Source organism: Streptomyces sp. NPDC003038 (assembly GCF_040611115.1).
Classification (GTDB): Bacteria; Actinomycetota; Actinomycetes; order Streptomycetales; family Streptomycetaceae; genus Streptomyces.
On the sequence record NZ_JBEXNN010000006.1, the window covers coordinates 280,762 to 304,201 of the forward strand.

Annotated in this window: 22 protein-coding genes; 6 read left to right on the forward strand and 16 right to left on the reverse strand. The window is 72.3% G+C overall.

Translation table 11 applies throughout. The features are described from left to right. Positions 1–34: 34 nt before the first annotated feature. The 11 genes from ABZX75_RS10880 to ABZX75_RS10930 form a co-directional block, all read right to left on the reverse strand. A complete protein-coding gene (locus tag ABZX75_RS10880) occupies positions 35–1,156 on the reverse strand; it encodes an aliphatic sulfonate ABC transporter substrate-binding protein (RefSeq protein ID WP_355409815.1) in 1,122 nt (373 codons plus the stop codon). A 223-nt stretch (positions 1,157–1,379) separates the two neighbouring features. Further along, complete coding sequence (locus ABZX75_RS10885) at positions 1,380–2,720, reverse strand: GTP-binding protein (RefSeq protein ID WP_355409816.1); 1,341 nt, start codon at positions 2,718–2,720, stop codon at positions 1,380–1,382. 2 nt (positions 2,721–2,722) lie between these two features. Then, positions 2,723–3,670 (reverse strand): sulfate adenylyltransferase subunit CysD, encoded by a 948-nt coding sequence (cysD, locus tag ABZX75_RS10890; protein WP_355409817.1) that lies wholly within the window; start codon positions 3,668–3,670, stop codon positions 2,723–2,725. Beyond that, a complete protein-coding gene (gene cysC, locus ABZX75_RS10895) occupies positions 3,667–4,260 on the reverse strand; it encodes an adenylyl-sulfate kinase (RefSeq protein ID WP_355409818.1) in 594 nt (197 codons plus the stop codon). The genes cysD and cysC overlap by 4 nt, the downstream gene beginning before the upstream one ends. Beyond that, a complete protein-coding gene (locus ABZX75_RS10900) occupies positions 4,260–4,976 on the reverse strand; it encodes a phosphoadenylyl-sulfate reductase (RefSeq protein WP_355409819.1) in 717 nt (238 codons plus the stop codon). The genes cysC and ABZX75_RS10900 overlap by 1 nt, the downstream gene beginning before the upstream one ends. Next, positions 4,973–5,152: a hypothetical protein gene (locus ABZX75_RS10905; protein ID WP_355409820.1), complete on the reverse strand. Its 180-nt coding sequence runs from the start codon at positions 5,150–5,152 to the stop codon at positions 4,973–4,975. The genes ABZX75_RS10900 and ABZX75_RS10905 overlap by 4 nt, the downstream gene beginning before the upstream one ends. Then, positions 5,149–6,855, reverse strand: a complete 1,707-nt coding sequence (locus tag ABZX75_RS10910) for a nitrite/sulfite reductase (protein ID WP_355409821.1) — start codon at positions 6,853–6,855, stop codon at positions 5,149–5,151. The genes ABZX75_RS10905 and ABZX75_RS10910 overlap by 4 nt, the downstream gene beginning before the upstream one ends. Positions 6,856–7,077: 222 nt before the next feature. Further along, positions 7,078–7,161 carry a putative leader peptide gene (locus tag ABZX75_RS10915; RefSeq protein ID WP_312847410.1) on the reverse strand — a complete coding sequence of 28 codons (84 nt, stop codon included), beginning with the start codon at positions 7,159–7,161 and terminating at the stop codon, positions 7,078–7,080. Between the two features lie 177 nt (positions 7,162–7,338). Next, positions 7,339–7,902, reverse strand: coding sequence for a GNAT family N-acetyltransferase (locus ABZX75_RS10920; RefSeq protein WP_355409822.1), 564 nt, complete (start codon positions 7,900–7,902; stop codon positions 7,339–7,341). Between the two features lie 25 nt (positions 7,903–7,927). Continuing rightward, positions 7,928–9,196, reverse strand: coding sequence for a GAF domain-containing protein (locus ABZX75_RS10925; RefSeq protein ID WP_355409853.1), 1,269 nt, complete (start codon positions 9,194–9,196; stop codon positions 7,928–7,930). Between the two features lie 337 nt (positions 9,197–9,533). Continuing rightward, positions 9,534–11,177 (reverse strand): acyl-CoA dehydrogenase family protein, encoded by a 1,644-nt coding sequence (locus ABZX75_RS10930; protein WP_355409823.1) that lies wholly within the window; start codon positions 11,175–11,177, stop codon positions 9,534–9,536. Positions 11,178–11,194: 17 nt separating this feature from the next. Here ABZX75_RS10930 and ABZX75_RS10935 point away from each other — a divergent pair, with 17 nt between their 5' ends. After that, positions 11,195–12,310, forward strand: coding sequence for a YihY/virulence factor BrkB family protein (locus tag ABZX75_RS10935; RefSeq protein ID WP_355409824.1), 1,116 nt, complete (start codon positions 11,195–11,197; stop codon positions 12,308–12,310). A gap of 98 nt (positions 12,311–12,408) precedes the next feature. Here the strand turns inward: ABZX75_RS10935 and ABZX75_RS10940 are convergent, their stop codons facing one another. Further along, positions 12,409–12,798 carry a VOC family protein gene (locus ABZX75_RS10940; RefSeq protein ID WP_355409825.1) on the reverse strand — a complete coding sequence of 130 codons (390 nt, stop codon included), beginning with the start codon at positions 12,796–12,798 and terminating at the stop codon, positions 12,409–12,411. 447 nt (positions 12,799–13,245) lie between these two features. On the opposite strand from ABZX75_RS10940, the gene rsgA reads away from it, so the two are divergent. Beyond that, a complete protein-coding gene (gene rsgA / locus ABZX75_RS10945; RefSeq protein WP_355409826.1) occupies positions 13,246–14,382 on the forward strand; it encodes a ribosome small subunit-dependent GTPase A in 1,137 nt (378 codons plus the stop codon). Positions 14,383–14,513: 131 nt separating this feature from the next. Here rsgA and ABZX75_RS10950 read toward each other — a convergent pair whose 3' ends face one another. Together ABZX75_RS10950 and ABZX75_RS10955 are read right to left on the reverse strand one after the other, a co-directional pair. After that, positions 14,514–14,996, reverse strand: a complete 483-nt coding sequence (locus tag ABZX75_RS10950; RefSeq protein ID WP_355409827.1) for a DUF456 domain-containing protein — start codon at positions 14,994–14,996, stop codon at positions 14,514–14,516. 24 nt (positions 14,997–15,020) lie between these two features. Further along, complete coding sequence (locus tag ABZX75_RS10955) at positions 15,021–15,998, reverse strand: helix-turn-helix domain-containing protein (protein WP_355409828.1); 978 nt, start codon at positions 15,996–15,998, stop codon at positions 15,021–15,023. A 470-nt stretch (positions 15,999–16,468) separates the two neighbouring features. Here ABZX75_RS10955 and ABZX75_RS10960 point away from each other — a divergent pair, with 470 nt between their 5' ends. From ABZX75_RS10960 to ABZX75_RS10970, 3 genes are all read left to right on the forward strand, one after another. Then, positions 16,469–17,962 (forward strand): protein phosphatase 2C domain-containing protein, encoded by a 1,494-nt coding sequence (locus tag ABZX75_RS10960; RefSeq protein WP_355409829.1) that lies wholly within the window; start codon positions 16,469–16,471, stop codon positions 17,960–17,962. 69 nt (positions 17,963–18,031) lie between these two features. Next, on the forward strand, positions 18,032–19,774 hold the full coding sequence (locus tag ABZX75_RS10965) for a pyruvate dehydrogenase (RefSeq protein ID WP_355409830.1): 1,743 nt from the start codon (positions 18,032–18,034) through the stop codon (positions 19,772–19,774). 165 nt (positions 19,775–19,939) lie between these two features. Beyond that, positions 19,940–20,347 (forward strand): ATP-binding protein, encoded by a 408-nt coding sequence (locus tag ABZX75_RS10970; RefSeq protein ID WP_355409831.1) that lies wholly within the window; start codon positions 19,940–19,942, stop codon positions 20,345–20,347. Positions 20,348–20,385: 38 nt separating this feature from the next. Here the strand turns inward: ABZX75_RS10970 and ABZX75_RS10975 are convergent, their stop codons facing one another. Beyond that, positions 20,386–21,471 (reverse strand): DUF2637 domain-containing protein, encoded by a 1,086-nt coding sequence (locus ABZX75_RS10975; protein ID WP_355409832.1) that lies wholly within the window; start codon positions 21,469–21,471, stop codon positions 20,386–20,388. Between the two features lie 199 nt (positions 21,472–21,670). Continuing rightward, positions 21,671–22,525, reverse strand: a complete 855-nt coding sequence (locus ABZX75_RS10980) for a (2Fe-2S)-binding protein (protein ID WP_355409854.1) — start codon at positions 22,523–22,525, stop codon at positions 21,671–21,673. 139 nt (positions 22,526–22,664) lie between these two features. On the opposite strand from ABZX75_RS10980, the gene ABZX75_RS10985 reads away from it, so the two are divergent. Beyond that, entirely contained in the window at positions 22,665–23,354 is a 690-nt protein-coding gene (locus tag ABZX75_RS10985; protein WP_355409833.1) for a GntR family transcriptional regulator, read from the forward strand. Positions 23,355–23,440: the final 86 nt, after the last annotated feature.

Sequence of the window (23,440 nt, forward strand, 5' to 3'; positions counted from 1 at the left end):
GGTCGTCACCTCCTGGGGGTTGCTGAACTACGGGTTACTTGGCGCCGAGACCGGCGTCGGAGACCTCGGGCTTGCCGACGGCCTTCAGGACCTTGTTCAGGAGCGTCAGGTCGTAGATGCCGGCCAGGTCGTGCTGCTCGAGGAGCTTGGCCTTGACCGCCCACTCGGACTGCGTCTTCAGCGTCGCGGCCAGCGGGTCGTCGGTGATCGCGATGCTCGGCCACGCCGGGTCGATGACCTTGGCTTCGAGGGGCTTGCCGCCCTCCTTCTCCAGCGCCGCGTTCGCCGAGGCCTTCGCCTTGTCCGGGTTGGCGTTGATCCACTCGTTCGTCTTCACGGTGCCCTTGAGCACGGCCTCGACGACGTCCGGGTGCGCCTTGAGGAACTTCTGGGACACGATGACGTTCGTGATCACGAACTTCTGGTCGGGCCACAGGGTGGTCTCGTCGAGGAGGACGGCGCCGCCGTCGGAGACGAGCTTGGAGGCCGTGGGCTCCGGAACCCAGGCGCCGTCGATCGAGCCCTGCTTGAAGGCGTCCGGCATGACCTTGTTCTCGGTACGCACGACGGAGACGTCACCCTTGCCGGACTCCGGGTCGACCTGCCAGCCCTTCTCCGAGATCCAGTTGAGGAACGCGACGTCCTGCGTGTTCCCCTTCTGCGGAGTGGCGATCTTCTTGCCCTTGAGGTCGTCCAGGGTCTTGATCTTGTCCGGGTTCACGACGAGCTTGACGCCGCCCGAAGCGGAACCGGAGACGATCCGCAGGTTGGAGCCCTTTGACTTCACATAACCGTTGATCGCCGGCGAGGGGCCGATGAAACCGATGTCCAGAGAGCCGCCGTTGAGGGCTTCGATTTCGGACGGGCCGGCGTTGAACGCCTGCGGCTTGAGCTTCGTGCCGCCCAGCTCCTTGGCGATCAGGCCCTCCTGGAGGCCGACCAGCGCGGTGGCGTGCGTCAGGTTCGGGAAGTAGCCGATGCGGACCTCGGCGGCGGAGAGCGCCTTGCCGTCGGTCGCGGCGACGTCGGCCTTCTCGTCCCCGGCGGCCTGCGAGCCGTAGCCGCAAGAGGCGAGAGCGCCGATCAGGAGCGGGAGGGCGGCAGCGGCGACGATGCTGCGGCGCAGAGTGTTACGCGTGGTACCGGTGGCAGGCACGGGAGGACTTCCTCTCGAAGCGCCGTGGAGTCACGGCGCAGGTCTTCGTCTGTGAAACAAGGGCGGGGACGGCTCGTGGGGGGTGAGGGCGCGTAGGCGGGATCCCGACGGCAATTCGGTCATCGCGCACATCGCGCCACTCCCCCCTGGCCGCTGCCGAGGCGGCCACTGCCCACGCGGCCGCCCTCCTTGGCGAAGGTGGAAAAGATGTCGGCAGGCATGATCAGAAGTCCCACCCTTCCTCGTCCGCCTGAACGGTGGTCTCGGCCGTGGAGGCGAAGGACTCGCCCGCCATGCCCGCCGCGAGGGTGGTTCCGTCGGCCGGGTCGATCAGCAGGAAGGACCCGGTACGGCGCGAGTCCGCGTACGCGTCGAGCGCGAGCGGCTCGGCGGTGCGGACCACCACGCGGCCGATGTCGTTGGCGACGAGCTGCCCCGGGTTCGGGTGCTGGGACAGGTCGTCCAGGGTCAGCCGGGAGGGGATCTCCTTGACGATCGCCTTGACCGTGCGCGTGGTGTGCTTGAGCAGCACGCGGGCGCCGACGGCCAGCGGCTGGTCCGCCACGTGGCAGACCGTCGCCTCGACGTCCTGCGTGGTCGCCGGGGCGCTCGCGGACGGGGCGATCAGGTCGCCGCGCGAGATGTCGATGTCGTCCTTCAGGCGCAGCGTCACCGACTGCGGGGCCCAGGCGATGTCCACGCTCTCGCCGAGCGCGTCGATGCCCACGATGGTGCTCGTACGGCCCGAGGGCAGGACGGTCACGGCCTCGCCGACGCGCAGCACGCCGGAGGAGATCTGACCCGCGTAGCCGCGGTAGTCCGGGTGCTCCGCGCTCTGCGGGCGGATCACGTACTGCACCGGGAAGCGCGCCGGGCAGGCGGTGAGGTCGTGGCTGACCGGGACGGTCTCCAGGTGCTCCAGCACCGTCGGGCCGCCGTACCAGTCCATGTTCGCGGACGGCTCCACGACGTTGTCCCCGGCCAGGGCCGAGATGGGGATCGCCGTGATCTCCGGGACGCCGAGGTCCGAGGCGTACGCGGTGAACTCCTCGGCGATGGACGCGAAGACGGACTCCTCGTACCCCACGAGGTCCATCTTGTTGACGGCCAGGACCACGTGCGGGACACGCAGCAGGGCGGCGACGGCCGCGTGCCGGCGGGTCTGCTCGATCACGCCGTTGCGGGCGTCGACCAGGACCACGGCCAGGTCGGCGGTGGAGGCACCGGTGACCATGTTCCGGGTGTACTGCACGTGCCCCGGAGTGTCGGCGAGGATGAACCGGCGGCGCGCGGTGGCGAAGTAGCGGTACGCGACGTCGATGGTGATGCCCTGCTCCCGCTCGGCCCGCAGGCCGTCGGTGAGCAGCGCGAGGTCGGGGGCGTCCTGGCCGCGCTGGGCGGAGACGGCCTCGACGGCCTCCATCTGGTCGGTCAGCACCGACTTGGAGTCGTGCAGCAGGCGGCCCACCAGGGTGGACTTGCCGTCGTCGACGGAACCGGCGGTCGCGAAGCGCAGCAGTGTGGTCGCCGACAGATCGGCGAACTGCTCGGTGGTGCTGGTCATGTTTAGAAGTACCCTTCGCGCTTGCGGTCTTCCATCGCGGCCTCGGACATCTTGTCGTCGGCGCGGGTGGCGCCCCGTTCGGTGAGGCGCGAGACGGCGATCTCGGCGATGACGGCGTCCAGCGTGGCGGCGTCGGAGTCGACGGCGCCGGTGCAGGACATGTCACCGACGGTGCGGTAGCGGATGAGACGCGTCTGGGTCGTCTCGCCCTCCTTCGGGCCGCCCCACTCGCCGGCCGTCAGCCACATGCCGTTGCGGGAGAACACCTCGCGCTCGTGGGCGAAGTAGATCTCCGGCAGCTCGATGGACTCCCGGGCGATGTACTGCCACACGTCCAGCTCGGTCCAGTTGGAGAGCGGGAAGACGCGCACGTGCTCGCCGGGCGCGTGGCGGCCGTTGTAGAGCTGCCACAGCTCCGGGCGCTGGCGGCGCGGGTCCCACTGCGAGAACTCGTCGCGGAGGCTGAACACCCGCTCCTTGGCGCGGGCCTTCTCCTCGTCGCGGCGGCCGCCGCCGAAGACGGCGTCGAACCTGTGCTGCTGGATCGCCTCGGTCAGCGGGACGGTCTGCAGCGGGTTGCGGGTGCCGTCCGGGCGCTCACGCAGCTTGCCCGCGTCGATGTAGTCCTGGACGGACGCCACGTGCAGGCGCAGTCCGTGCTCGGCGACCGTGCGGTCGCGGTACTCCAGCACCTCGGGGAAGTTGTGGCCCGTGTCGACGTGCAGCAGGGTGAAGGGCACCGGCGCCGGCGCGAACGCCTTCAGCGCCAGGTGCAGCATGACGATGGAGTCCTTGCCGCCGGAGAAGAGGATCACCGGCTTCTCGAACTCGCCCGCCACCTCGCGGAAGATGTGCACGGCCTCGGATTCGAGGGCGTCGAGGTGCGACAGCGCGTACGGAGCGGCGGCGGAATTGTCCGCGGCGTCGTGCAGGTGGGCGACGGTGGTCATGCCAGACCCCTCTCGGTGAGCAGCGCGTGCAGGGCCGAAGCCGACTCCCGCACGGACTGCGTGTGCGACTCGATACGGAGGTCCGGGGTCTCCGGCGCCTCGTACGGGTCGTCGACCCCGGTCAGACCGGAGATCTCGCCCGCCGCCTGCTTGGCGTACAGGCCCTTGACGTCACGCTCCGAGCAGACCTCCACCGGGGTGGCCACGTGGACCTCCAGGTACGAGGTGCCCTCGGCGGCGTGGCGCTTGCGTACGGCCTCCCGGCTGTCCGCGAACGGCGCGATCACCGGCACCAGCGCCTTGACGCCGTTGCTCGCGAGGAGTTCGGCGACGAACCCGATCCGCTGCACGTTGGTGTGCCGGTCCTCGCGGCTGAAGCCGAGGCCGGCGGAGAGGAACTCGCGGATCTCGTCGCCGTCGAGGACCTCCACACGGTGGCCCTCGGCGCGCAGCCTCTCGGCCAGCGCGTAGGCGATGGTGGTCTTGCCCGCGCTCGGCAGCCCGGTCAGCCACACGGTGGCGCCCTGGTCGCTCACGCTCATCTGCTTCTTCTCCGTCGGTTCTGTGTGATGCGCCGTCAGCCGTGTCATCAGCCGTGCAGTCCGCACTCGGTCTTGCCCCGCCCGGCCCAGCGGCCGGCCCGCGCGTCCTCGCCCTCCGCCACGCGGCGGGTGCAGGGGGCGCAGCCGACGGAGGCGTAGCCGTCCATCAGCAGCGGGTTGGTCAGTACGCCGTGCTCGGTGACGTAGGCGTCCACGTCCTCCTGCGTCCAGCGGGCGATGGGCGAGATCTTGACCTTCCGCCGCTTCTCGTCCCAGCCGACCACCGGGGTGTTCGCCCGGGTCGGGGACTCGTCGCGGCGCAGGCCCGTCGCCCACGCGTCGTACCCGGTCAGGCCCTCTTCCAGCGGCTTGACCTTGCGCAGCGCGCAGCACAGGTCGGGGTCGCGGTCGTGCAGCTTCGGGCCGTACTCGGCGTCCTGCTCGGCGACCGTCTGGCGCGGGGTGAGCGTGATGACGTTGACGTCCATCACGGCGTCGACCGCGTCACGGGTGCCGATGGTCTCCTCGAAGTGGTAGCCCGTGTCGAGGAAGACCACGTCCACGCCGGGGAAGACGCGGGAGGCCAGGTGGGCCACGACCGCGTCCTCCATGGAGGAGGTCACGGCGAACTTCTTGCCGAAGGTGTCGGCCGCCCAGCGCAGGATCTCCAGCGCGGAGGCGTCCTCAAGGTCCCGGCCCGCCCGCTCGGCCACGTCTTTGAGAGCCGCGGCCTTCAGGCTGCTCGTCTCCTGAGTCTTCGTCACGTCTCGTCCCTTCCAGCGTCGTTGGACTGAACTCCGCGGGCCAGCAGCCCGAGGTACTTCAGCTGGAAGGCTCGGTTGCAGGCCCTGCATTCCCAGGCGCCGTGGCCCTGCTCGTGGGGGAACAGGTCCTCGTCGCCGCAGTACGGGCAGTAGAAGGGGGCGGCGCGCTCGCTCACGACAGTGCCTCGTCGCTCGCGCGGGTCACCCAGGCGGCGAAGCGCTCGCCGTCCGCACGCTGCTCCTGGAAGCGCGTGACGACCCGCTCGACGTAGTCCGGCAGCCCGTCGGCGGTGACCTTGAGGCCGCGGACCTTGCGGCCGAAGCCGGCCTCCAGGCCGAGGGCGCCGCCCAGGTGGACCTGGTAGCCCTCCACCTGGTTGCCGTCGTCGTCGAGGACCAACTGGCCCTTGAGACCGATGTCCGCCACCTGGATACGGGCGCAGGCGTTCGGGCAGCCGTTGATGTTGATCGTGAGCGGCTCGGCGAACTCCGGCAGGCGGCGCTCCAGCTCGTCGATCAGCGAGGCGCCGCGCGCCTTGGTCTCGACGATGGCCAGCTTGCAGAACTCGATGCCGGTGCACGCCATCGTCCCGCGGCGGAACGGGGACGGCTTGACCCGCAGGTCCAGCGCCTCCAGCGCGGCGACGACCGAGTCGACCTGGTCCGCCTCGATGTCGAGCACGATCATCTTCTGCTCGGCGGTGGTGCGCAGGCGGCCCGAGCCGTGCTGTTCGGCGACGTCGGCGATCTTGGTGAGGGTGGCACCGTCCACGCGGCCGACGCGGGGTGCGAAGCCGACGTAGAAGCGGCCGTCCCGCTGCTGGTGGACGCCCACGTGGTCGCGCCACTGACCGGTCGGCTGCTCGGGCGCCGGGCCGTCGGTGAGCTTGCGTCCGAGGTACTCGTCCTCCAGGACCTGGCGGAACTTGGCCGGACCCCAGTCGGCGACGAGGAACTTCAGGCGGGCGCGGGTGCGCAGGCGGCGGTAGCCGTAGTCGCGGAAGATCGAGATGACGCCCTCGTAGACGTCCGGGACCTCGTCGAGCGAGACCCAGGTGCCCAGACGGACGCCGAGCTTGGGATTGGTCGACAGGCCGCCGCCGACCCAGACGTCGAAGCCGGGGCCGTGCTCGGGGTGGCTGACGCCGACGAACGCGATGTCGTTGATCTCGTGCGCCACGTCGAGGAGCGGCGAACCGGAGACCGCGGACTTGAACTTGCGGGGCAGGTTGGAGAAGTCCGGGTTGCCGACGATGCGGCGGTAGATCTCCTCGATCGCGGGCGTGCCGTCGATGATCTCGTCCTGGGCGATGCCGGCGACGGGCGAACCGAGGATGACGCGGGGCGTGTCACCGCAGGCCTCGGTGGTGGACAGCCCGACGGCCTCCAGGCGGCGCCAGATCTCCGGGACGTCCTCGATCCGGATCCAGTGGTACTGCACGTTCTGGCGGTCGGTGAGGTCGGCCGTGCCGCGCGCGAACTCCTCGGAGATCTCGCCGATGACGCGGAGCTGGTCGGTGGTCAGCCGACCGCCGTCGATGCGCACGCGCAGCATGAAGTACTTGTCGTCCAGCTCCTCGGGCGCCAGGATCGCGGTCTTGCCGCCGTCGATCCCGGGCTTGCGCTGGGTGTACAGGCCCCACCAGCGCATGCGGCCGCGCAGGTCGTTGGGGTCGATCGAGTCGAAGCCCGTCTTGGAGTAGATCGTCTCAATGCGTGTCCGCACATTGAGACCGTCGTCGTCCCTCTTGAACTGCTCGTTGCCGTTGAGGGGAGTGTGGTGTCCGACGGCCCACTGGCCCTCACCGCGGTGACGACCGGTCTTGCGGCGCGCGGCGGCTGCGGGCGCGGCTGCGGGCGTTTCGGGGGTGGCGGCCATGGCGGTACGTCCTTCTTCGGCGGCTCAAGGCAAGGGCAGGGGGAGCGGCGGCCCGCCCCCGGTCACGTCGGCGCCGCTGAGCGGGTGTGGCTGACCTCCGCGCCGGTGCCGGGGTTGCCGGCGGGCAGGGCGGTATTCGGCCTTCGGGGGGCTGGCGATGATCGACGCGTCCGCGGCGGCGGGGCCGGGGGCTGCGGCGATGTGCGGCGGTTGCTGGTTCCGTCAGCGCGCCGGACAGATGGCGCTGGACATGCGGCCGAGGTCGACGTGCCGCCGACTCACCAAGGCAATTCCAGCTCCATTCATGGCGGAAGCGTGTCATGTGCCGATTGGAGGAGTCCACTACTGTCCACCATGCGGACGAACTCGTCCCGCATTATGGGATGGCGTGACGGGCGTCACTCCGCCGTCCGCCCCCGGGCCGGGGCGCCCCGGTCCGGGGACGCGGCTCCGGTCACGGACGGCGGGCCCGTCACGACGGCGCTACGCGCCGGGCCACGGGCCGGGGGTAGGGGTGGCCTCCGTGGATTGCGTTTCCGTCTTGAAGAGCTTGAATCCGCGCCGCAGGTAGTTGTCCATCGCCGTCGGTCCGTCCAGGCTGCACGTGTGGAGCCACACGCGGCGGGTCGGCTCCCGCTCCGGCCACCGGGAGGCGAGGTCCCAGGCGCGGGCGATGCCCACGGACAGCAGGTGGCCGCCGATGCGGCGACCGCGGAAGTCCGGCAGGAGGCCGAAATAGACGATCTCCACCACACCGTCGTCCTGGGGGTCGAACTCGACGTACCCGGCCGGCGTGCCGCGGTCGTACGCCACCCACGTCTCCACTCCCGGCCGGCCCAGCTGTTCCACCCACTGCGCCCGGGTCAGGGACAGCCGGTCCGTCCAGTGGATGTCCCCGCCCACCGACGCGTAGAGGAAGCGGCTGAACTCGGGGGACGGGACCTCCGCCCGGGCGATCGTGATGTCCGGGCCCGGTGCGGCCGCAGGGACGAGGTCCGAGGGAGAGGTCATTTCCAGGGACCACGTGGTGAGGGTGATGGTGCTCATACGGTCAGGGAATCACATCCCCCGACTACCGCCGGGGGGTCCCCCAGGGCCCCGTCCGGCCCAGCCGGGCCCGGATCACCGCCGGGGCGGTCGAGTGGGGGAGCAGCGCGGCCGGGTCCTGCGGGCGGATCAGCTCCACCTCCACGTCCTGCGCGAAGCGGTACGGCCGGTGGGTCAGCACGCCCGCGAGGTGGCGGCGTACGCGCGACATCTCCGCCCGGACCGTCACCGTACGGGTCGGGTCCCCGAACACTTCCGCGGAGAGCTCCGCCGCCGAGCGGCCCCGCGGGTTCTCCGCCAGCAGGAACAGCAGCTCCGCGTGGCGCGGGCTCAGCTCCTGCGACCAGCTCCCGGCGGCCCCGTACACCGTCGCCGACCAGGATCCGGCCCGGCTGAGGTCGAGCACGATCCGGGTCACCGCCGTGCTCGTACGGTCCTGCGCGACCCGCAGCAGCCAGCCCCCGGGCAGCGGCTCCACCACGCAGTCGCCGAGCTGCGGCACGCACACCCGCCCCGGCCCCATGGCCTTCGGCAGCGTGACGCGGTCCGTCGGGGCCAGCCCCGTCACCGCCGCCGTCCAGCCGTGCGGGTCGACGGCGACGGCCCGCCCCGGCAGCCGCGCCAGCAGCGGGGCCGCCACCGCGCGCAGCCGTTCCAGCGACTCCAGGTGCCGGATCCGCAGTTCCCGCTCGGCGAGCCGGGCCACCGAGCTGACCCAGGCCAGCGTCGCCGGGTGCATGGTCGCCAGCGGCCCGCTGACGTCGACCACGCCGAGCAGTCGCCCGTCCCGCGGGTCCCGTACGGGCGCCCCGGCGCAGGTCCAGTCGTGGTGGCTGGAGACGAAGTGCTCCGCCGAGAACACCTGGACGGGCCTGCGGGTCACCAGGGCGGTGCCCACCCCGTTCGTGCCGACCACGGCCTCGTCCCAGTCGGCCCCCACCGCGAAGCCCAGCCGGTCCGCCTTGCGCAGGATGGAGCTGTGGCCCTCCCGCCACAGCAGCCGCCCGTCGGCGTCGGCGACGACCATGATGTGCAGGGACTCGTCCAGCGTCGGCAGCAGCCCTTCGCGGAGCACCGGCAGGAGTTCCCGCAGCGGCGAGACGTGCCGGCGCTCCTCGGTCTCGGCGGCCGACAGCATCCGCGAGCGCGCGTCCCGGTCGGGGTGCACCCCGACGGCCAGCATCCGGCGCCAGGACTCGGCGATCTCCGGGCGCGGCGCGGCCGGCGGGCGGTCCCCGGCCAGCGCGGCCGCCCGTACTCCCTTGAGCAGACGTGCGGCGTCCCGCGCGTCCATGGCCGAGATGCGTGCCACATCGACCGTGCCGTGTGCGGTGTTGGCCACCGGAACCTCCCCGTGCGAACAGGACGTACGACGCGAGCCGCGGGGCGGTCCCGCGGGTGCCGCCTCCCCGGGCACCCCCGGCGGGCGGCTGCCGACTCAAAGGTTGCAACGGTATGCAACTCTCGCCAAGTCCCGGTCAGCCGACCGAAACTGTTCCGACGCCGCTGAGGTGGCGTGACAGCTCCTCCTCGGGGCTTCTCGGATCAGGGGCGGTGCCGAGTCGGCGCGGCGCCACCCCTGATTCCGGTCAACGGGCCCGGATCCCGGCTCGGGCGGTTTGGGGACCGCTCTAGCCCGCGATCCGCGCCCGTTCCACGATCGCGCCCAGGCCCAGGCTGTGCGGCAGCGTGCCGAAGGCCGCGCCCCAGTCACCACCCAGCCGCGAGGCGCAGAACGCGTCCGCCACCTCCGGCGGAGCCCAGCGCACCAGCAGCGACCCCTGCAGCACCAGCGCCATGCGCTCCACCACGCGGCGGGCGCGGGCCTCGATGCCGTCCAGGTCGGCGAGCTCCGTCAGCAGGCTCTTGATGGCCGAATCCAGCCGGTGGTCGGCGCCCGTGGCCCGGCCGACCTCCTGGAGGAAGGCGTTCAGCGCCTGCGGCTCCCTCTGCAGGGCCCGCAGCACGTCGAGAGCCTGTACGTTGCCCGATCCCTCCCAGATCGAGTTCAGCGGAGATTCGCGCAGCAGTCTCGGCAGCCCGGACTCCTCGACGTACCCGTTGCCGCCCAGACACTCCAGCGCCTCCGCGACCATCGGCGTACAGCGCTTGGTCACCCAGTACTTGGCGACGGGCACCGCCAGGCGCAGGAAGGCCTTCTCCTGCTCCGTCCCGGCGTCGTAGGCGGCCGCCAGCCGCAAGGTCAGCGTCGTGGCCGCCTCCGACTCCAGGGCCAGGTCGGCGAGCACGTTGCGCATCAGCGGCTGCCGGAGGAGCGGCGCTCCGAACGCGGACCGGTGCTCCGCGTGGTGCACCGCCTGCGTCAGCGCCTGCCGCATCAGCGAGGCCGAGCCGATGACGCAGTCCAGCCGGGTCGCCGCGACCATCTCGATGATGGTCCGCACGCCCCGCCCCTCCTCGCCCACCCGCCGGGCCCAGGTCCGGTCGAACTCCACCTCGCTCGACGCGTTCGACCGGTTGCCCAGCTTGTCCTTGAGCCGCTGGAGTGCGAAGACGTTGCGCGTACCGTCCGGCAGCACGCGCGGCACGAGGAAGCAGGTCAGCCCTCCCGGGGCCTGCGCCAGCACCAGGAAGCCGTCGCACATCGGCGCCGAGCAGAACCACTTGTGCCCGGTCAGCAGGTACTCCCCGGCGGCGTCCAGGGGCACCGCCGCCGTCGTGTTCGCCCGTACGTCACTGCCGCCCTGCTTCTCCGTCATCCCCATGCCGAAGAGCACACCGGCCTTCTCGGCGGCCGGCCGCAGCCCCTCCTCGTACACGTGCGAGGTCAGCCGCGGCTCCCACTCGGCGGCCAGCTCGGGATCGGTCCGCAGCGCCGGCACGGCGGCATGCGTCATCGAGACCGGGCAGCCGTGCCCCGACTCGGCCTGGGACCATACGAAGAAACCGGCGGCGCGGCGCAGATGCCCGGCCGGACGCCCCCAGGCGTCCGTGAGCCCGGAGGTCACCGCCTTGCCGAGCAGCCGGTGCCAGGCCGGATGCAACTCCACCTCGTCGATCCGGTTCCCGTACCGGTCGTGGGTCCGCAGCTTGGGCGGATACTCGTTCGCCTGCCTCCCCCAATCCTGGGCCTGCGCGGAGCCCGCCGAGCGCCCGAGGCGGGTGAGCTCGTCCTGTACGTCGCCGAGGAGTTCGGGCTCCGCGGAGGCGAGATGCCGCTCCACGCCCTCCGTGAGGGCCCGGTCGCCGCCGTAGACGTCGTAGCCCACCAGGGGCGGGGCCTGATTGCTGACTGTGTGGGTGGTGGCTGCCATGCGGATACCGTAAGGACGTGCAGCCAGCAAAAGAAACACCCGAGCGGCTCTCAGGGCGGCTCCATCGGGCCCGCGCCCTCTACCGCAACGTCTCCAAGCGCAAGATGGCCTGGCTGCTGCTGAAAGACACGGTCAATTCGTGCATCGAGTACCGGATCCTCGGGCTCGCCGCCGAGGCCGCCTTCTTCACCCTGCTCTCGCTGCCCCCGCTCTTCCTCGGCCTGCTGGGCCTGCTCGGCTACGTCGACGGATGGACGGACACCCAGACCGTCGCCAGCATCGAGGAGAACATCCTGCGCGCGGTCGGCACCGTGCTGTCCGACCGGGGCGTCAACGACATCGCCCGACCGCTGCTGGACGACGTGACCGGGCGCGGCCGCCCGGACCTGATCTCCCTCGGCTTCGCCTTCGCCCTGTGGTCGGGATCGCGCGCGGTCAACGTCTTCATCGACACGATCACCGTGATGTACGGGCTCGACGGGCACCGGGGAATCGTCAAGACCCGGCTGCTGGCCTTTCTGCTCTACATCATCGCGCTGCTGATCGGCGCGATCGTGCTGCCGCTGATGGTGGTCGGACCGGACGCGGTGGTACGGCTCGTGCCCTGGGGCACGGAGCTGATCGCCGTCCTGTACTGGCCGACCGTCACGCTGCTGTCCATCTCCTTCCTGACGACGCTGTACCACGTGTCGGTACCGGTGCGCTCGCCGTGGATCGAGGACGTGCCGGGCGCGCTGGTGGCGCTGGCCATGTGGGTGGTGGGCTCGTTCCTGCTGCGGATCTACCTGACCAACACCGTGGAGGGACCGACGATCTACGGGTCGCTCGCCGCGCCGGTGGCGGTGCTGCTGTGGATCGGCATCTCGGCCTTCGCGGTCCTCGTCGGCGCGGCCGTGAACGCCGCCATCGACCGGGTCTGGCCGTCCGTGGCCACGGCCACCGCGCGCGAGGCGAACGAGCGGGCCCGGGAGGCGGAGGCCGCGCAGCTGGTGGCGCGGGCCGCCGCCTGGCGGGCGATGGCGGAGGGCGAGTCGGAGGACGACGAGGACGAGGGGATGCCGTCGGAATTTCCCGAGCGGTGGTCGAAGTTCCTGCCGCCGGAGGACTACTCCGCCCGGCTGCGCAAACACTGACCCCACGGCTCCGGCCCTCCCGCGACAGCCGCCCGGTACGCCGATCAGGCCCCCCTCGACCGTCGGACGCGCACGCCGGCCGGGACCACGCCGAGCTCCTACGCCGGGGCGAAGAGCGAGACCCCGGAGCCGTCCGGGTCGAAGACCATGGCGTAGCGCTGGCCCCAGAAGGCGTCCCAGGGCGGGAGATGGCCCTCGTACCCGGCGCCGGTCAACTCGGCGTACAGCGCGTCCACCTCGGCGGGGGAATCGCACAGGAAGGCGAGCTCGCGACGGCTGTCCCCGATGGGCCTGGTCCAGGTCGGATCGAAGGAGAGGATCGTCTCCTCGGTGTCCCACGCGATCCGCAGTCCGCCGGGCAGGGCGGCCTCGACGTGCGGCTGCCCGTCGGAGTCGGCGGGGATGTCGAGCCCGAGGCGGCGGTAGAAGGCGAGCGAGGCGGCCATGTCGGAGACGACCAGGCCGATCATGTCGAGTCGTGGAGTCATGCCAGCAGGCTAGGCACGCGCCGGGCCGGGGGTCTTGAACGAAACGGACATCATCCGCCCGTGCCCGCCCCCTGCCCGCCGTCCGGCTGACCGCCAGGTGCCCCTGCCGGTGCGGGTGCGGGCGATCCGGGTGGGCGGCCTCGCGCGGGACCTGGCCGGTCCGCCGTGCCGACGGGGAGCGCGCTGCCGCGCCGGCTCCGAAAAGAACTGGCCCCCCGGTGAGGGGGCTTGTTACGGTGGTGCCCGTTCCCGCCGGCCGGTGCGGAACACGTCCGCACGTGCATGACCCGGAGGTGAGTTCGTTGATGACTGTCGTCGCGCAGGGCGCTGCCCGCACTCAGAAGACCATCAATGTCACTTCCGTGGTCTCCGGCTGACCTCACACCTCTTCGCGCGCCGACGCTGAGCTAGCGCGCGCTGCCGGGGCCACCCTGTGAAGGGTTCCCCTTGTCTTTCTCCGCTTCCTCCGCTTCGGCTTCCGCTTCCGCCTCTCTCCCGCAGGCCGCGCCCCCGCACGCCCTCGCCCCCCTCGGCTGGGACGACGCGTGGGAGGCCGAGTTCACCCCCTACGCCGAGCAGGGCCTCCTGCCCGGCCGGGTCGTACGGGTCGACCGCGGTCAGTGCGACCTCATGACGGCGGACGGCATCGTCCGCGCCGACACCGCCTTCGTCACCCCGCACGACCCGCTCCGGGTGATCTGCACCGGTGACTGGGCCGCCGTCGAGGCGACCGGCAATCCGCGTTACGTGAAGGCGTACCTGCCGCGCCGCACCGCCTTCGTACGGTCCACCTCCTCACAGCGGTCCGAGGGGCAGATCCTCGCCGCCAACGTGGACCACGCGATCATCGCGGTCTCCCTCGCCGTGGAACTGGACCTCGGGCGCATCGAGCGCTTCCTGGCCCTGGCCTGGGAATCGGGAGCGCAGCCACTGGTCGTCCTCACCAAGGCGGACCTGGTCCCGGACCCGGCGACGCTCGGGCACCTCGTCCAGGACGTGGAAACCACGGCGCCCGGGGTCCAGGTGCTCACCGTCTCCTCCCACACCGGGGAGGGTACGGACGTCCTCGCGGCCGTCGTCGCCGACGGCACCAGCGTGCTGATCGGCGTCTCGGGCGCGGGCAAGTCCACCCTGGCCAACGCGCTGCTCGGCGCCGACGTCATGGAGGTCCGAACCATCCGCGACGTCGACGGCAAGGGCCGGCACACCACGACCACGCGCAACCTGCTCGCCCTGCCGGGCGGCGGCGTCCTGATCGACACACCCGGGCTGCGGGGCGTCGGGCTCTGGGACGCCGAGGCGGGGGTCGGCCAGGTCTTCTCGGAGATCGAGGAGTACGCCGCGCAGTGCCGCTTCCACGACTGCGCGCACGAGGCGGAACCGGGGTGCGCGGTGCTGGCCGCCGTGGACTCGGGGGAGCTGGCCGAACGCCGTCTGGCCAGCTACCGCAAGCTGCTGCGGGAGAACCAGCGGATCGTGGCGAAGACCGACGCCAGGGTCCGCGCGGAGATCCGGCGGGACTGGCGCATGAAGTCGGCGGAGGGCCGCGCGAACCATGCGGCGAAGCGGAACGGCCGGGCCTGATCCCGTACGGGGGGGGCGGGCGGGCCGCACGGCTCCCCGTCCCTTTCCGGGCCCCGCCCTTTCCGGGCCCCGCCCTTTCCGGGCCGGCCCCGGCCCCCGCCCTTTTCGAACGGCGGGGGCTGGTGAGCGGCCTACGCCACCGTCACCGCCGCCACCCACGCCCCCACCACCAGCAGGCACGCGAAAAGCTCCACCAGCACGCTCGTGCCCACCGCCCGCATCACCGCCCGGGCCGAGGCCCAAGCCTCGCCACGGGCCCCCAGGCGCAACCGCTCGCACAGGTAGACGCCGCCCACGAAGCCCGGGACCGCCCCGAGCACCGGCACCAGTACGAAGCCCAGTACGGCGCCGGCGCCCGCGTACGCGGCCATCCGGGGGGTGACCCCCACACCCCGGATCCGGCGCGGTGGCAGCAGCCACTTCACCACCTGCACCACCAGTAGCAGGGCCGTCGCCGCGACCAGCAGGGACCAGGCCGGCCTCGACCGTTCCTGCAGCGCCCACCACATCAGCCCCGCCCACACCAGCCAGGTGCCCGGCACGCCCGGGACGAGCACCCCGACCATCCCGAGCAGGAGCACCAGCCCCACCAGCAGCAGCTGAGGCACGTCCATCTGCTCAGCCTGACCGACCGGGGGCTATCGGGCCACCCAGCCCCGTTCGTACGCGTGCCAGCCGAGCTGGAGCCGGGTCGTGACCCCGGACAGCTCCATCAGGCCCTTGACCCGCCGCTGCACCGTCCGCAGGCCCAGCTCCAAGTGCTTCGCCACGCTCGCGTCCGTCATGCCCGCCAGCAGCAGCGAGAGGATCTCCAGGTCAGTGGCGTCGGGGCCGCCGCCGGTCTCCTCCGCCGAACCGGTCGCGCCCAGCCGCAGCGGCAGCGACTCCCGCCACACCGCCTCGAACAGGCCCATCAGGGACTCCAGCAGCCCCGACGCGTGCACCACCAGCGCGGCCGGCTCCGCGCCACGGGCCGTCAGCGGGACCATCGCCAGCGTGCGGTCCGCGATCACCAGCTTGGTCGGAACCTGCCCGGCGACGCGAATCCGTTCGCCGCGCGCTAGCGCCGTCGTGGCCTCCCGGAGTCCGCTCGGCAGGGTCAGCACCTCGCGCTCGATCACCACCCGGTACTCGACGCCGCGGACGGCGGCGCGCTCCTCCGCCGTGTTGTCGGCGCCCGTCACCACCTGCGGCCGGCCGTGGACCAGCGCGCAGACCTCCTTCACCGCGCCCAGCTGGAGCTGGTGGAAGCGGTGCGCCACCGCGCTCGCCCCCTGCACGACCTCCACCAGGTCGTGCACCGCAGGCTCGGCCGCCTCCGCCCGGTACTCCTGTGCCAGCAGCGCCGCCGTCAGCTCCGCCTGTTCGAGCTCGTGGCGCTGCCGGGTGAGCAGCGCGCCGAGCGCCACCTCCGGCGGGGCCGCCACCCACCGCCCGGGCCGGGCCGAGGACCGGGCCGCCAGGCCGTGCCGCTCCAGGTGCTGCAGCGCCCGCTCGGTCTGAGGCACGGGCAGGGTCAGCCGGTGCGCGAGGTCGGACGCTTCCGCCGCCCCCAGCGCCACCAGCGCGCGGTACGCCGACTCCTGGCCCTCGTCCAGGCCTATCGCACCCAGCAACCCGTCCTCCACCCTCTTCTCAGCGCAGCACCTGGCGGGAAGCGGCCACGGCGCGAACCCGCCGCGGACATCATCGCCACACCGCCCGCCTCTCTGCCACGGTGACGTCACCGCGGCCTCAACATCCGTCGCCCGTACGCCCTTTGCGCGGCAGCTTGCCGTGCAATGCGAGGGTTGGCCGGAAATCAACCGGGGAGGGCGACGCGCCGGATATCGCGTACGGCGCGCTGAAGTCGGCGAAGCTGTCGTACTCCTACGACGGCGACGACTGGACCGAGGCGACGGTGGGTGAACGGGCCGACGCGAACGGCGCCACGGTCAGCCAGACGGCCGTGCGGACGGTCGTGCGGGCGTATGGCATCCGCTCGTTCGTACGGGTACAGCGGGAAGGGTCCACCGGGCGGCGGCCCCGTGGACCCTTTTCGTGCGTTCCGCGTTTTCCGCCCCTGCGGAAGGCCGACAATAAGGCCATGAGTCAGCAGGGCGCGGACGACTGGTGGCAGAAGCTCTACGAGGGCCCGGACACGGGACCGGAGCCTGATCCCGGGGACACGCTGGACAACCGGTTCCGGTCGGCGGAGGTGATGGTGACGGGACCGGGACCGGGACCGGGACCGGGACCGGGACCCGGAGCGGAACCGGAACCCGCGCGGTCCGCGGAGGCGGAGCCCGGACCGACGGAGCCGTTCCTCCCGTCCCCGCGCCGGGCCGAGGCCGCGACGGCGCCCCCGGCACCGCCAGCACCCCCGGCCCCGCCGCCGACCCTGCCCCCACCCCCGGCCGCCCCTCCGCGCGCCGATCCGCCGCCCCCGCCGGAGGCGCGACCTCCGGCCGCGACCGTCGCCCCGCCGCCCGCGCCCGCCGCCCCGCCGCTTCCGGCCGCCCCGCCGCCCCCGCGGCGAGATCCGCGGCTCGGGGCGACCGGGTACGCCCTCGGGGATGTGGACGTGCCGCCGGTGCAGCCGATCGGGCTGCCGCCCTGGAGCCGGCGGGTTCCCCGCCGCCAGGACCGGTCCGGCGTGGACCCGGCGCTCGACCGCGAGCCCGGAGCCGCCGCCGGGCGCCCCGCGGTGCACCACCTCGGCGACCGCGCCCCCACCTACGCCGCCGAACCGGGCGCGCTCCCTCCCGCCGACCCGGCCGCCCTCGACGGCCTGACCCCCGACACCGTCCTGGAAGGCGCCCGCTACGGCACCTACACCCTGCGCGCCGCCTCCCTGCGCGGGGACTCCGCCCGCTTCCGCGGCGAGGCCCGCCGGGACTTCCTGCTCACCGCCCGCTTCGGCAGCGGTGACGACGCCCTGGTCCTCGTGGTCCTGGCCGGCGGGGACCGGGCCGCACCGGGGGCCGCGGAGGCCGCCGCCGAACTGTGCCGCACCGTCGCCGCGGCCGTCGGGCGCAGCCGGGAGCGGCTGGCGGACGACATCCTGGCCGGGCGGCGCGACGCCCTGCGCTCGGGCCTCCAGCGGCTCACCGACCGGGGCTACGGCCGACTGCGGGCCCACGCCGAGGAGCTGGGGATCGCGGAGGAGGCGTACAGCGCCGGCCTGCGCGGCCTGCTCCTCCCGGTGGATCCGCGATGCCGCACCCGCGTGTGCTTCGGCGCGGGCGCGGGCGGGGTGTTCCGGCTCCGGGCGGGGCAGTGGCAGGACCTGGAGTCGGGGGGACAGGCCCGACCGGATGAGCCGACGTCCGCCGGTCCGGCCGAGTCGCCCCGGCCGGCCGGGCCCGCCGGGGGCGGCTTCCGGTTCCGTGCGGCCGTGGCCCGGCCCGGCGACACGCTGCTCCTGTGCTCCGGCGGCCTCGCGGAGCCGATGCGGGAGGAGGCGGTCCTCGCGGCCGAGCTCGCGGCGCGGTGGGCCGAGCCGGAACCGCCCGGCCTGGCGGCCTTCCTCGCGGACACCCAGCTCCGCCTCAAGGGGTACGCCGACGACCGGACGGCCGCCGCGGTCTGGGAGGCGTAACCGGCGCACGCATGGCTGGATGGGAGGCACAAACAGGACCGGACCGGAGACCGGAAAGGGTGCCCCCTCATGGCAAAGCAGAACGTGGCGGAGCAGTTCGTCGACATCCTCGTGCGCGCCGGCGTACGGCGGATGTACGGAGTCGTCGGCGACAGCCTCAACCCCGTGGTGGACGCGATCCGCCGGACGGGTGACATCGACTGGATCCAGGTCCGCCACGAGGAGACGGCCGCCTTCGCGGCCGGCGCCGAGGCTCAGATCACCGGCCGCCTCGCCGCCTGCGCCGGCTCCTGCGGACCGGGGAACCTGCACCTGATCAACGGCCTGTACGACGCCCACCGCTCGATGGCCCCGGTCCTCGCGCTGGCCTCGCACATCCCCTCCAGCGAGATCGGCCTCGCCTTCTTCCAGGAGACGCACCCCGACCAGCTGTTCCGCGAATGCAGCCACTACAGCGAGCTGATCTCCAACCCGAAGCAGATGCCCCGGCTGCTCCAGACGGCCGTGCAGCACGCCATCGGCCGCAGCGGGGTCAGCGTGGTCGCGCTGCCCGGGGACGTCGCCTCCCTCCCCGCACCGGAGAAGGCGGTCGAGCACGCTCTCGTGACGGCGCGCCCGACGGTGCGGCCCGGCGAGGGGGAGATCGAGAAGCTCGTCCGTCTGATCGACGAGGCGGACAGGGTCACGCTCTTCTGCGGCAGCGGCACCGCCGGCGCGCACGCCGAGGTGATGGAGTTCGCCGGCCGGGTCAAGGCGCCCATCGGGCACGCCCTGCGCGGCAAGGAATGGATCCAGTACGACAATCCGTACGACGTCGGCATGAGCGGGCTGCTCGGCTACGGCGCCGCCTACGAGGCCACGCACGAGTGCGATCTGCTGATCCTGCTCGGCACCGACTTCCCGTACAACGCCTTCCTCCCCGACGACGTGAAGATCGTCCAGGTGGACATCCGGCCCGAACACCTCGGCCGCCGCTCCCAGCTGGACCTGGCCGTCTGGGGTGACGTACGCGAGACCCTGCGGGCCCTGAACACCCGGGTCAAGACCAAGACGGACCGCCGCTTCCTGGACCGGATGCTGAAGAAGCACGCGGACGCGCTGGAGGGGGTGGTGAAGGCGTACACGCGCAAGGTCGAGAAGCACACCCCGATCCACCCCGAGTACGTGGCCGCGGTCCTCGACGAAATGGCGGACGAGGACGCCGTGTTCACCGTCGACACGGGCATGTGCAATGTGTGGGCGGCGCGCTATCTTTCCCCGAACGGCAAGCGGCGCATCATCGGTTCCTTCAGCCACGGCTCCATGGCCAACGCGCTTCCCCAGGCCATCGGCGCACAGTTCACCGACCGCGGCCGTCAAGTGGTGTCGATGTCCGGTGACGGCGGTTTCTCGATGCTGATGGGAGATTTCCTCACCCTGGTGCAGTACGACCTGCCCGTCAAAGTTGTCCTCTTCAACAACTCATCTCTCGGAATGGTCGAGTTGGAAATGCTGGTTTCCGGCCTGCCCTCCTACGGGACGACGTACAAGAATCCCGACTTCGCCGCCATCGCCCGTGCGGCGGGCGCGTACGGGGTCCGCGTGGAGAAGCCCAAGCAGCTCACGGGGGCTTTGAAGGACGCCTTCCGGCACAAGGGACCCGCCTTGGTGGATGTGGTGACCGACCCCAACGCGCTGTCCATTCCGCCGAAGATCAAGGCCGAGATGGTGACCGGTTTCGCACTTTCCGCCAGCAAGATGGTGCTGGACGGCGGCGTGGGCCGGATGCTCCAAATGGCTCGATCCAACCTCCGTAACGTGCCGCGCCCTTAAGCCCGCAGGAGTGCGGAACCGTCCGGGGGGCATGCATCCCGTAGACCTGTTCGACAACGACACGGACGCGGGGGGTACATCGCGGTGCGCGTGGGGGCGAAAACGGGAAAGCAGTGGCGGGGGAGGCCTGTACCGCGCGAACCGTACGCAGGGGACGGGGGAGCGGTGGACACGCTGCGGATCACGCGAAGCGTGCGCCGGGCGGATCTCAAGGCGGTGGGCGAGGTCCGCAGGGCGTTACGGGAGGTGATGCGCCACCGGTGCCGGGCCGACACCGCCGAAGCGGCGGAGCTGCTGATCACCGAGCTCGTCACCAACGCCCTCGTCCACACCGACCAGGGCGCGGAGGTGTCCGTGAGTCTCGGCGCCACCCGGTTACGGGTGGAGGTCCGGGACTACGCGGCCCGCCGGCCCCGGCCGTACGTACCGGCCGCCGACCACGGTACGCACGGCAGGGGGCTGTTGCTGGTGCAGGAGCTCGCCGACGCCTGGGGGGTGGATTCCCCGGCAAGGGGCGGCGGCAAGGTGGTGTGGTTCGAACTGGAGGAAACGGACGCCGCGGGGCCCGCCTGAACAGGAGGGCCCCGCGGCGTCCGTCGGGAGAGGCCCGGTCAGCCGAACTGCTGCTCCAGATCCTTCAGTTTGCGCTCCAGTGAGTCGAGCCGGGGGAGGGTCTGGGTGTCGTCCTCGGCGGTGAGGTCCACCGTCCGCAGACCGCCCGGATCAGTGGATTCGATCCCCGTCACGGCCTGGAGGGAGGGCCGGCCGGGGGATCCTGCCAGGGGTAGCTGATGCAATGGCGGCAGTTGTCCCGGTTCCGATATGGCGGGCTCCGCGCCGACCGGCGCGGAGCCCGCTCCCGGGGCCAGCCCCGGGATGTCGACCTGCCGGGCGCGGGCACGCCCGAACGCCCGGTTCTGTCGGCCCAGCGCCCTGAAGTGCGCACGGTCCAGGCGCTGCTGGTCCCGCCTGCGGTGGCGGTCCTGCTCCTTCTCCTTCTTGTCCTCGCGCACCTCGTCCACGGCCTCGTCGAGGGTGCGTACCCCCTCCAGTAGCATGAGCGACCACGCGCCGAAGGTCTCCCGGGGCGCCCGCAGCCAGCGGACCATCCGGATCTGGGGCAACGGCCGCGGGATCAGGCCCTGTTCGCGCAGCGCCGCCCGGCGGGTCTGTTTGAGGGCCCGGTCGAAGAGGACGGCCGCCGAGAGCGACATGCCGGCGAAGAACTGCGGGGCACCGTCGTGGCCCAGGCCCCGCGGCGCGTGCACCCAGTTGAACCAGGCGGCCGCTCCCGCGAACAGCCATACCAGCATGCGCGAGCCGAGGGCCGCGTCACCGTGGCTGGCCTCGCGGACGGCGAGCACCGAGCAGAACATGGCGGCGCCGTCGAGGCCGAAGGGGACCAGGTACTCCCAGCCGCCGGTGAGGTTCAGGTTCTGCCGGCCGAAGCCGACCAGCCCGTGGAAGGAGAGCGCGGCGGCGACCGCCGCACAGCAGAAGAGCAGGACGTAGGAGGCGGTCCCGTAGACGGCTTCCTTGCGCCGCCGCCGTTCCTCGCTGCGCTCCCAGCTGTCCTCGGCCGCGGCCTTGTCGCCTTCGCGCTTGCCACGGGCCAGTACCGCAACTGCCGCAAGCACGCCCAGGATCAGCAGGCTGCCGGGCAGCAGCCAGTCCAGCGATATGTCGGTCAGTCTCATGCGGATGTCCCTTGCCTCGCGTATGCGGCTGTGCGGCTTTCCGGGCGCCATAGTGGCGCAGCGGGTCCGCCGTGCACGCGGCTTTCGGGACAAGTGGACGCCATCGGGGGGCGGGGCCCGCCGGATAGGGTGTTGTGGCTCGAACTGGGGATCGGACGCACCGGGTTGGGTTCGAATACGGCCACCCCTGCGGGTGGGTTCAGGCGGAGGCGGCCGCCGTGAGGCGGGCGATGCGGTCCGCGTCGCAGGTCCGGGGGCAGGTGACGCAGGTGTCCTCGGGGCGGATCGTGTAGAAGAGGCAGCAGCTGGCCCGGTTCCGCGTGGGCAGCTCCGCGCCGTTCGGACCGGAGAGCGTACGGAATCCCGCGCCCCCGGTGTACGGGGCGGTCGAGCCGGGCAGCAGCGCCTCCAGCTCGGCCATGGCCCGCTGCTCCTCGCCGAGCAGGTGCCCGATGTACCAGAGGCTCTCGACGACCTCGTCGGTCACCATGCCCCACAGGGCGCGCCGGCCGCGCCGCATGCGCGGACCGAAACCTTCCAGCACCGGTTCGAAGTGCTGGGCCACCGCAGCCCGCACCTCCTCGCGCAGCGCCTCCTCGTCGGGCACGACCCGGGCCCCGGGCAGGGCGGCCGCCGGGTCGTCCGGCAGGCAGGCGAAGCCTTCGATGCCGACGGCCATCCGGCCGCGGGTCCGCTGGAAGGCCACGGCCCCGGCCGGCAGCCGGGGGACCCGCCTCTGCAGGAACCACGGCAGGGTGATCAGCAGGCAGGCGGGCCACGCGTACCGGTGCAGTCCGAAGGTCGCCACCACATCGGGGCGGGCCTGGTGCCCGTAGTCACTCAGGATCTGGGCGTTGTCCCAGGCGAGGAAGGCGTCCAGTCCCGGCCCGCCGGCCGCGAGCTCGTCCGCGCCGACCCACCCCGCACCGCGAGGGGCGGATTCGTGCGCGGCTCGCTCGACGACGCGCAGTCCGGCGAAGACCTCGGCCAGCCGTGCGTAGGTATCCGCCACCGGAGAGCCGGCCGGGGCGGACGGGGAGGCACTGACGGCCATGACGGTCATGACGGACCACCGAATCACGCGATCGTTAACAGGTAAGCCTTACCTTACCCGATCTCCATCGGTCCGTATCGTCACGCCCCGCACCCCGTCACCTATTCTCAAGACAGGTCGAGACCTGTAGGAGGACCGAGTGCACGAAGCGGCCCAGGCCAGGGTGTCGCCGCAGCCGTCGATTCCGGCGCAGCACGTTCCACGGAAGGTGCTGCGCCATTCGGTGCGCGGGCAGATCCTCGACGCCCTGCGCGCGGCGCTCATCGACGGCGACCTCGTGCCGGGAGAGATCTACTCCGGCCCGGCCCTGGGCGAGCGCTTCGGAGTCTCGGCGACACCCGTGCGCGAGGCCATGCAGCAGCTTGCGCTGGAGGGGGCGGTGGAATGCCTGCCCAACCGAGGCTTCCGCGTCCTGTCCCGCACCCCGCGCGAACGGGCCGAGCTGGCCGAGGTCCGGGCGCTGCTCGAAGTCCCGGTCATGCTGCGGCTGGCCCGCGCCGTGCCCGCGGCCACGTGGGAGGCCCTGCGCCCGGCGGCCGCCGCCACGGCCGAGGCCGCCGCGGCGGGGGACCTTACGGGGTACGCGGAGGCGGACCGGGCGTTCCACCGCGCGGTGCTCTCCCTGGCGGGGAACGACCAGCTCGTCCAGGTGGCGGAGGCACTCCACCGCCGGGCGCAATGGCCCCTGCCGGGCGCTCCGCGGGTGCGGCGCGCGGATCTCGTCGCCGACGCGGCGGAGCACTCGGCGCTGCTGGAAGCGTTGATCGCCCGGGATCTCCCCGTGGTGGAGTCCCTCGTACGGGAACACTTCACGGGCTCCCGCCCCTGACCCCGTCAGGAGTACGGGGCGCGGGCGCGGAGCCGCCCGGGCGCCCCGGCGGGCCCCGGGCGGCGGGGGGGGGGGGGTGGCGCGCC

Excerpts from the sequence above, each read along its gene's own strand:
- ABZX75_RS10885 (WP_355409816.1), bottom strand. The coding sequence starts at position 2,720 with ATGACCAGCACCACCGAGCAGTTCGCCGATCTGTCGGCGACCACACTG.
- cysD (WP_355409817.1), bottom strand. The coding sequence starts at position 3,670 with ATGACCACCGTCGCCCACCTGCACGACGCCGCGGACAATTCCGCCGCC.
- cysC (WP_355409818.1), bottom strand. The coding sequence starts at position 4,260 with ATGACACGGCTGACGGCGCATCACACAGAACCGACGGAGAAGAAGCAG.
- ABZX75_RS10910 (WP_355409821.1), bottom strand. The coding sequence starts at position 6,855 with ATGGCCGCCACCCCCGAAACGCCCGCAGCCGCGCCCGCAGCCGCCGCG.
- ABZX75_RS10915 (WP_312847410.1), bottom strand. The coding sequence starts at position 7,161 with ATGAATGGAGCTGGAATTGCCTTGGTGAGTCGGCGGCACGTCGACCTC.
- ABZX75_RS10920 (WP_355409822.1), bottom strand. The coding sequence starts at position 7,902 with ATGAGCACCATCACCCTCACCACGTGGTCCCTGGAAATGACCTCTCCC.
- ABZX75_RS10925 (WP_355409853.1), bottom strand. The coding sequence starts at position 9,196 with ATGGACGCGCGGGACGCCGCACGTCTGCTCAAGGGAGTACGGGCGGCC.
- ABZX75_RS10930 (WP_355409823.1), bottom strand. The coding sequence starts at position 11,177 with ATGGCAGCCACCACCCACACAGTCAGCAATCAGGCCCCGCCCCTGGTG.
- ABZX75_RS10940 (WP_355409825.1), bottom strand. The coding sequence starts at position 12,798 with ATGACTCCACGACTCGACATGATCGGCCTGGTCGTCTCCGACATGGCC.
- ABZX75_RS10950 (WP_355409827.1), bottom strand. The coding sequence starts at position 14,996 with ATGGACGTGCCTCAGCTGCTGCTGGTGGGGCTGGTGCTCCTGCTCGGG.
- ABZX75_RS10960 (WP_355409829.1), top strand. The coding sequence starts at position 16,469 with ATGAGTCAGCAGGGCGCGGACGACTGGTGGCAGAAGCTCTACGAGGGC.
- ABZX75_RS10965 (WP_355409830.1), top strand. The coding sequence starts at position 18,032 with ATGGCAAAGCAGAACGTGGCGGAGCAGTTCGTCGACATCCTCGTGCGC.
- ABZX75_RS10975 (WP_355409832.1), bottom strand. The coding sequence starts at position 21,471 with ATGAGACTGACCGACATATCGCTGGACTGGCTGCTGCCCGGCAGCCTG.
- ABZX75_RS10980 (WP_355409854.1), bottom strand. The coding sequence starts at position 22,525 with ATGGCCGTCAGTGCCTCCCCGTCCGCCCCGGCCGGCTCTCCGGTGGCG.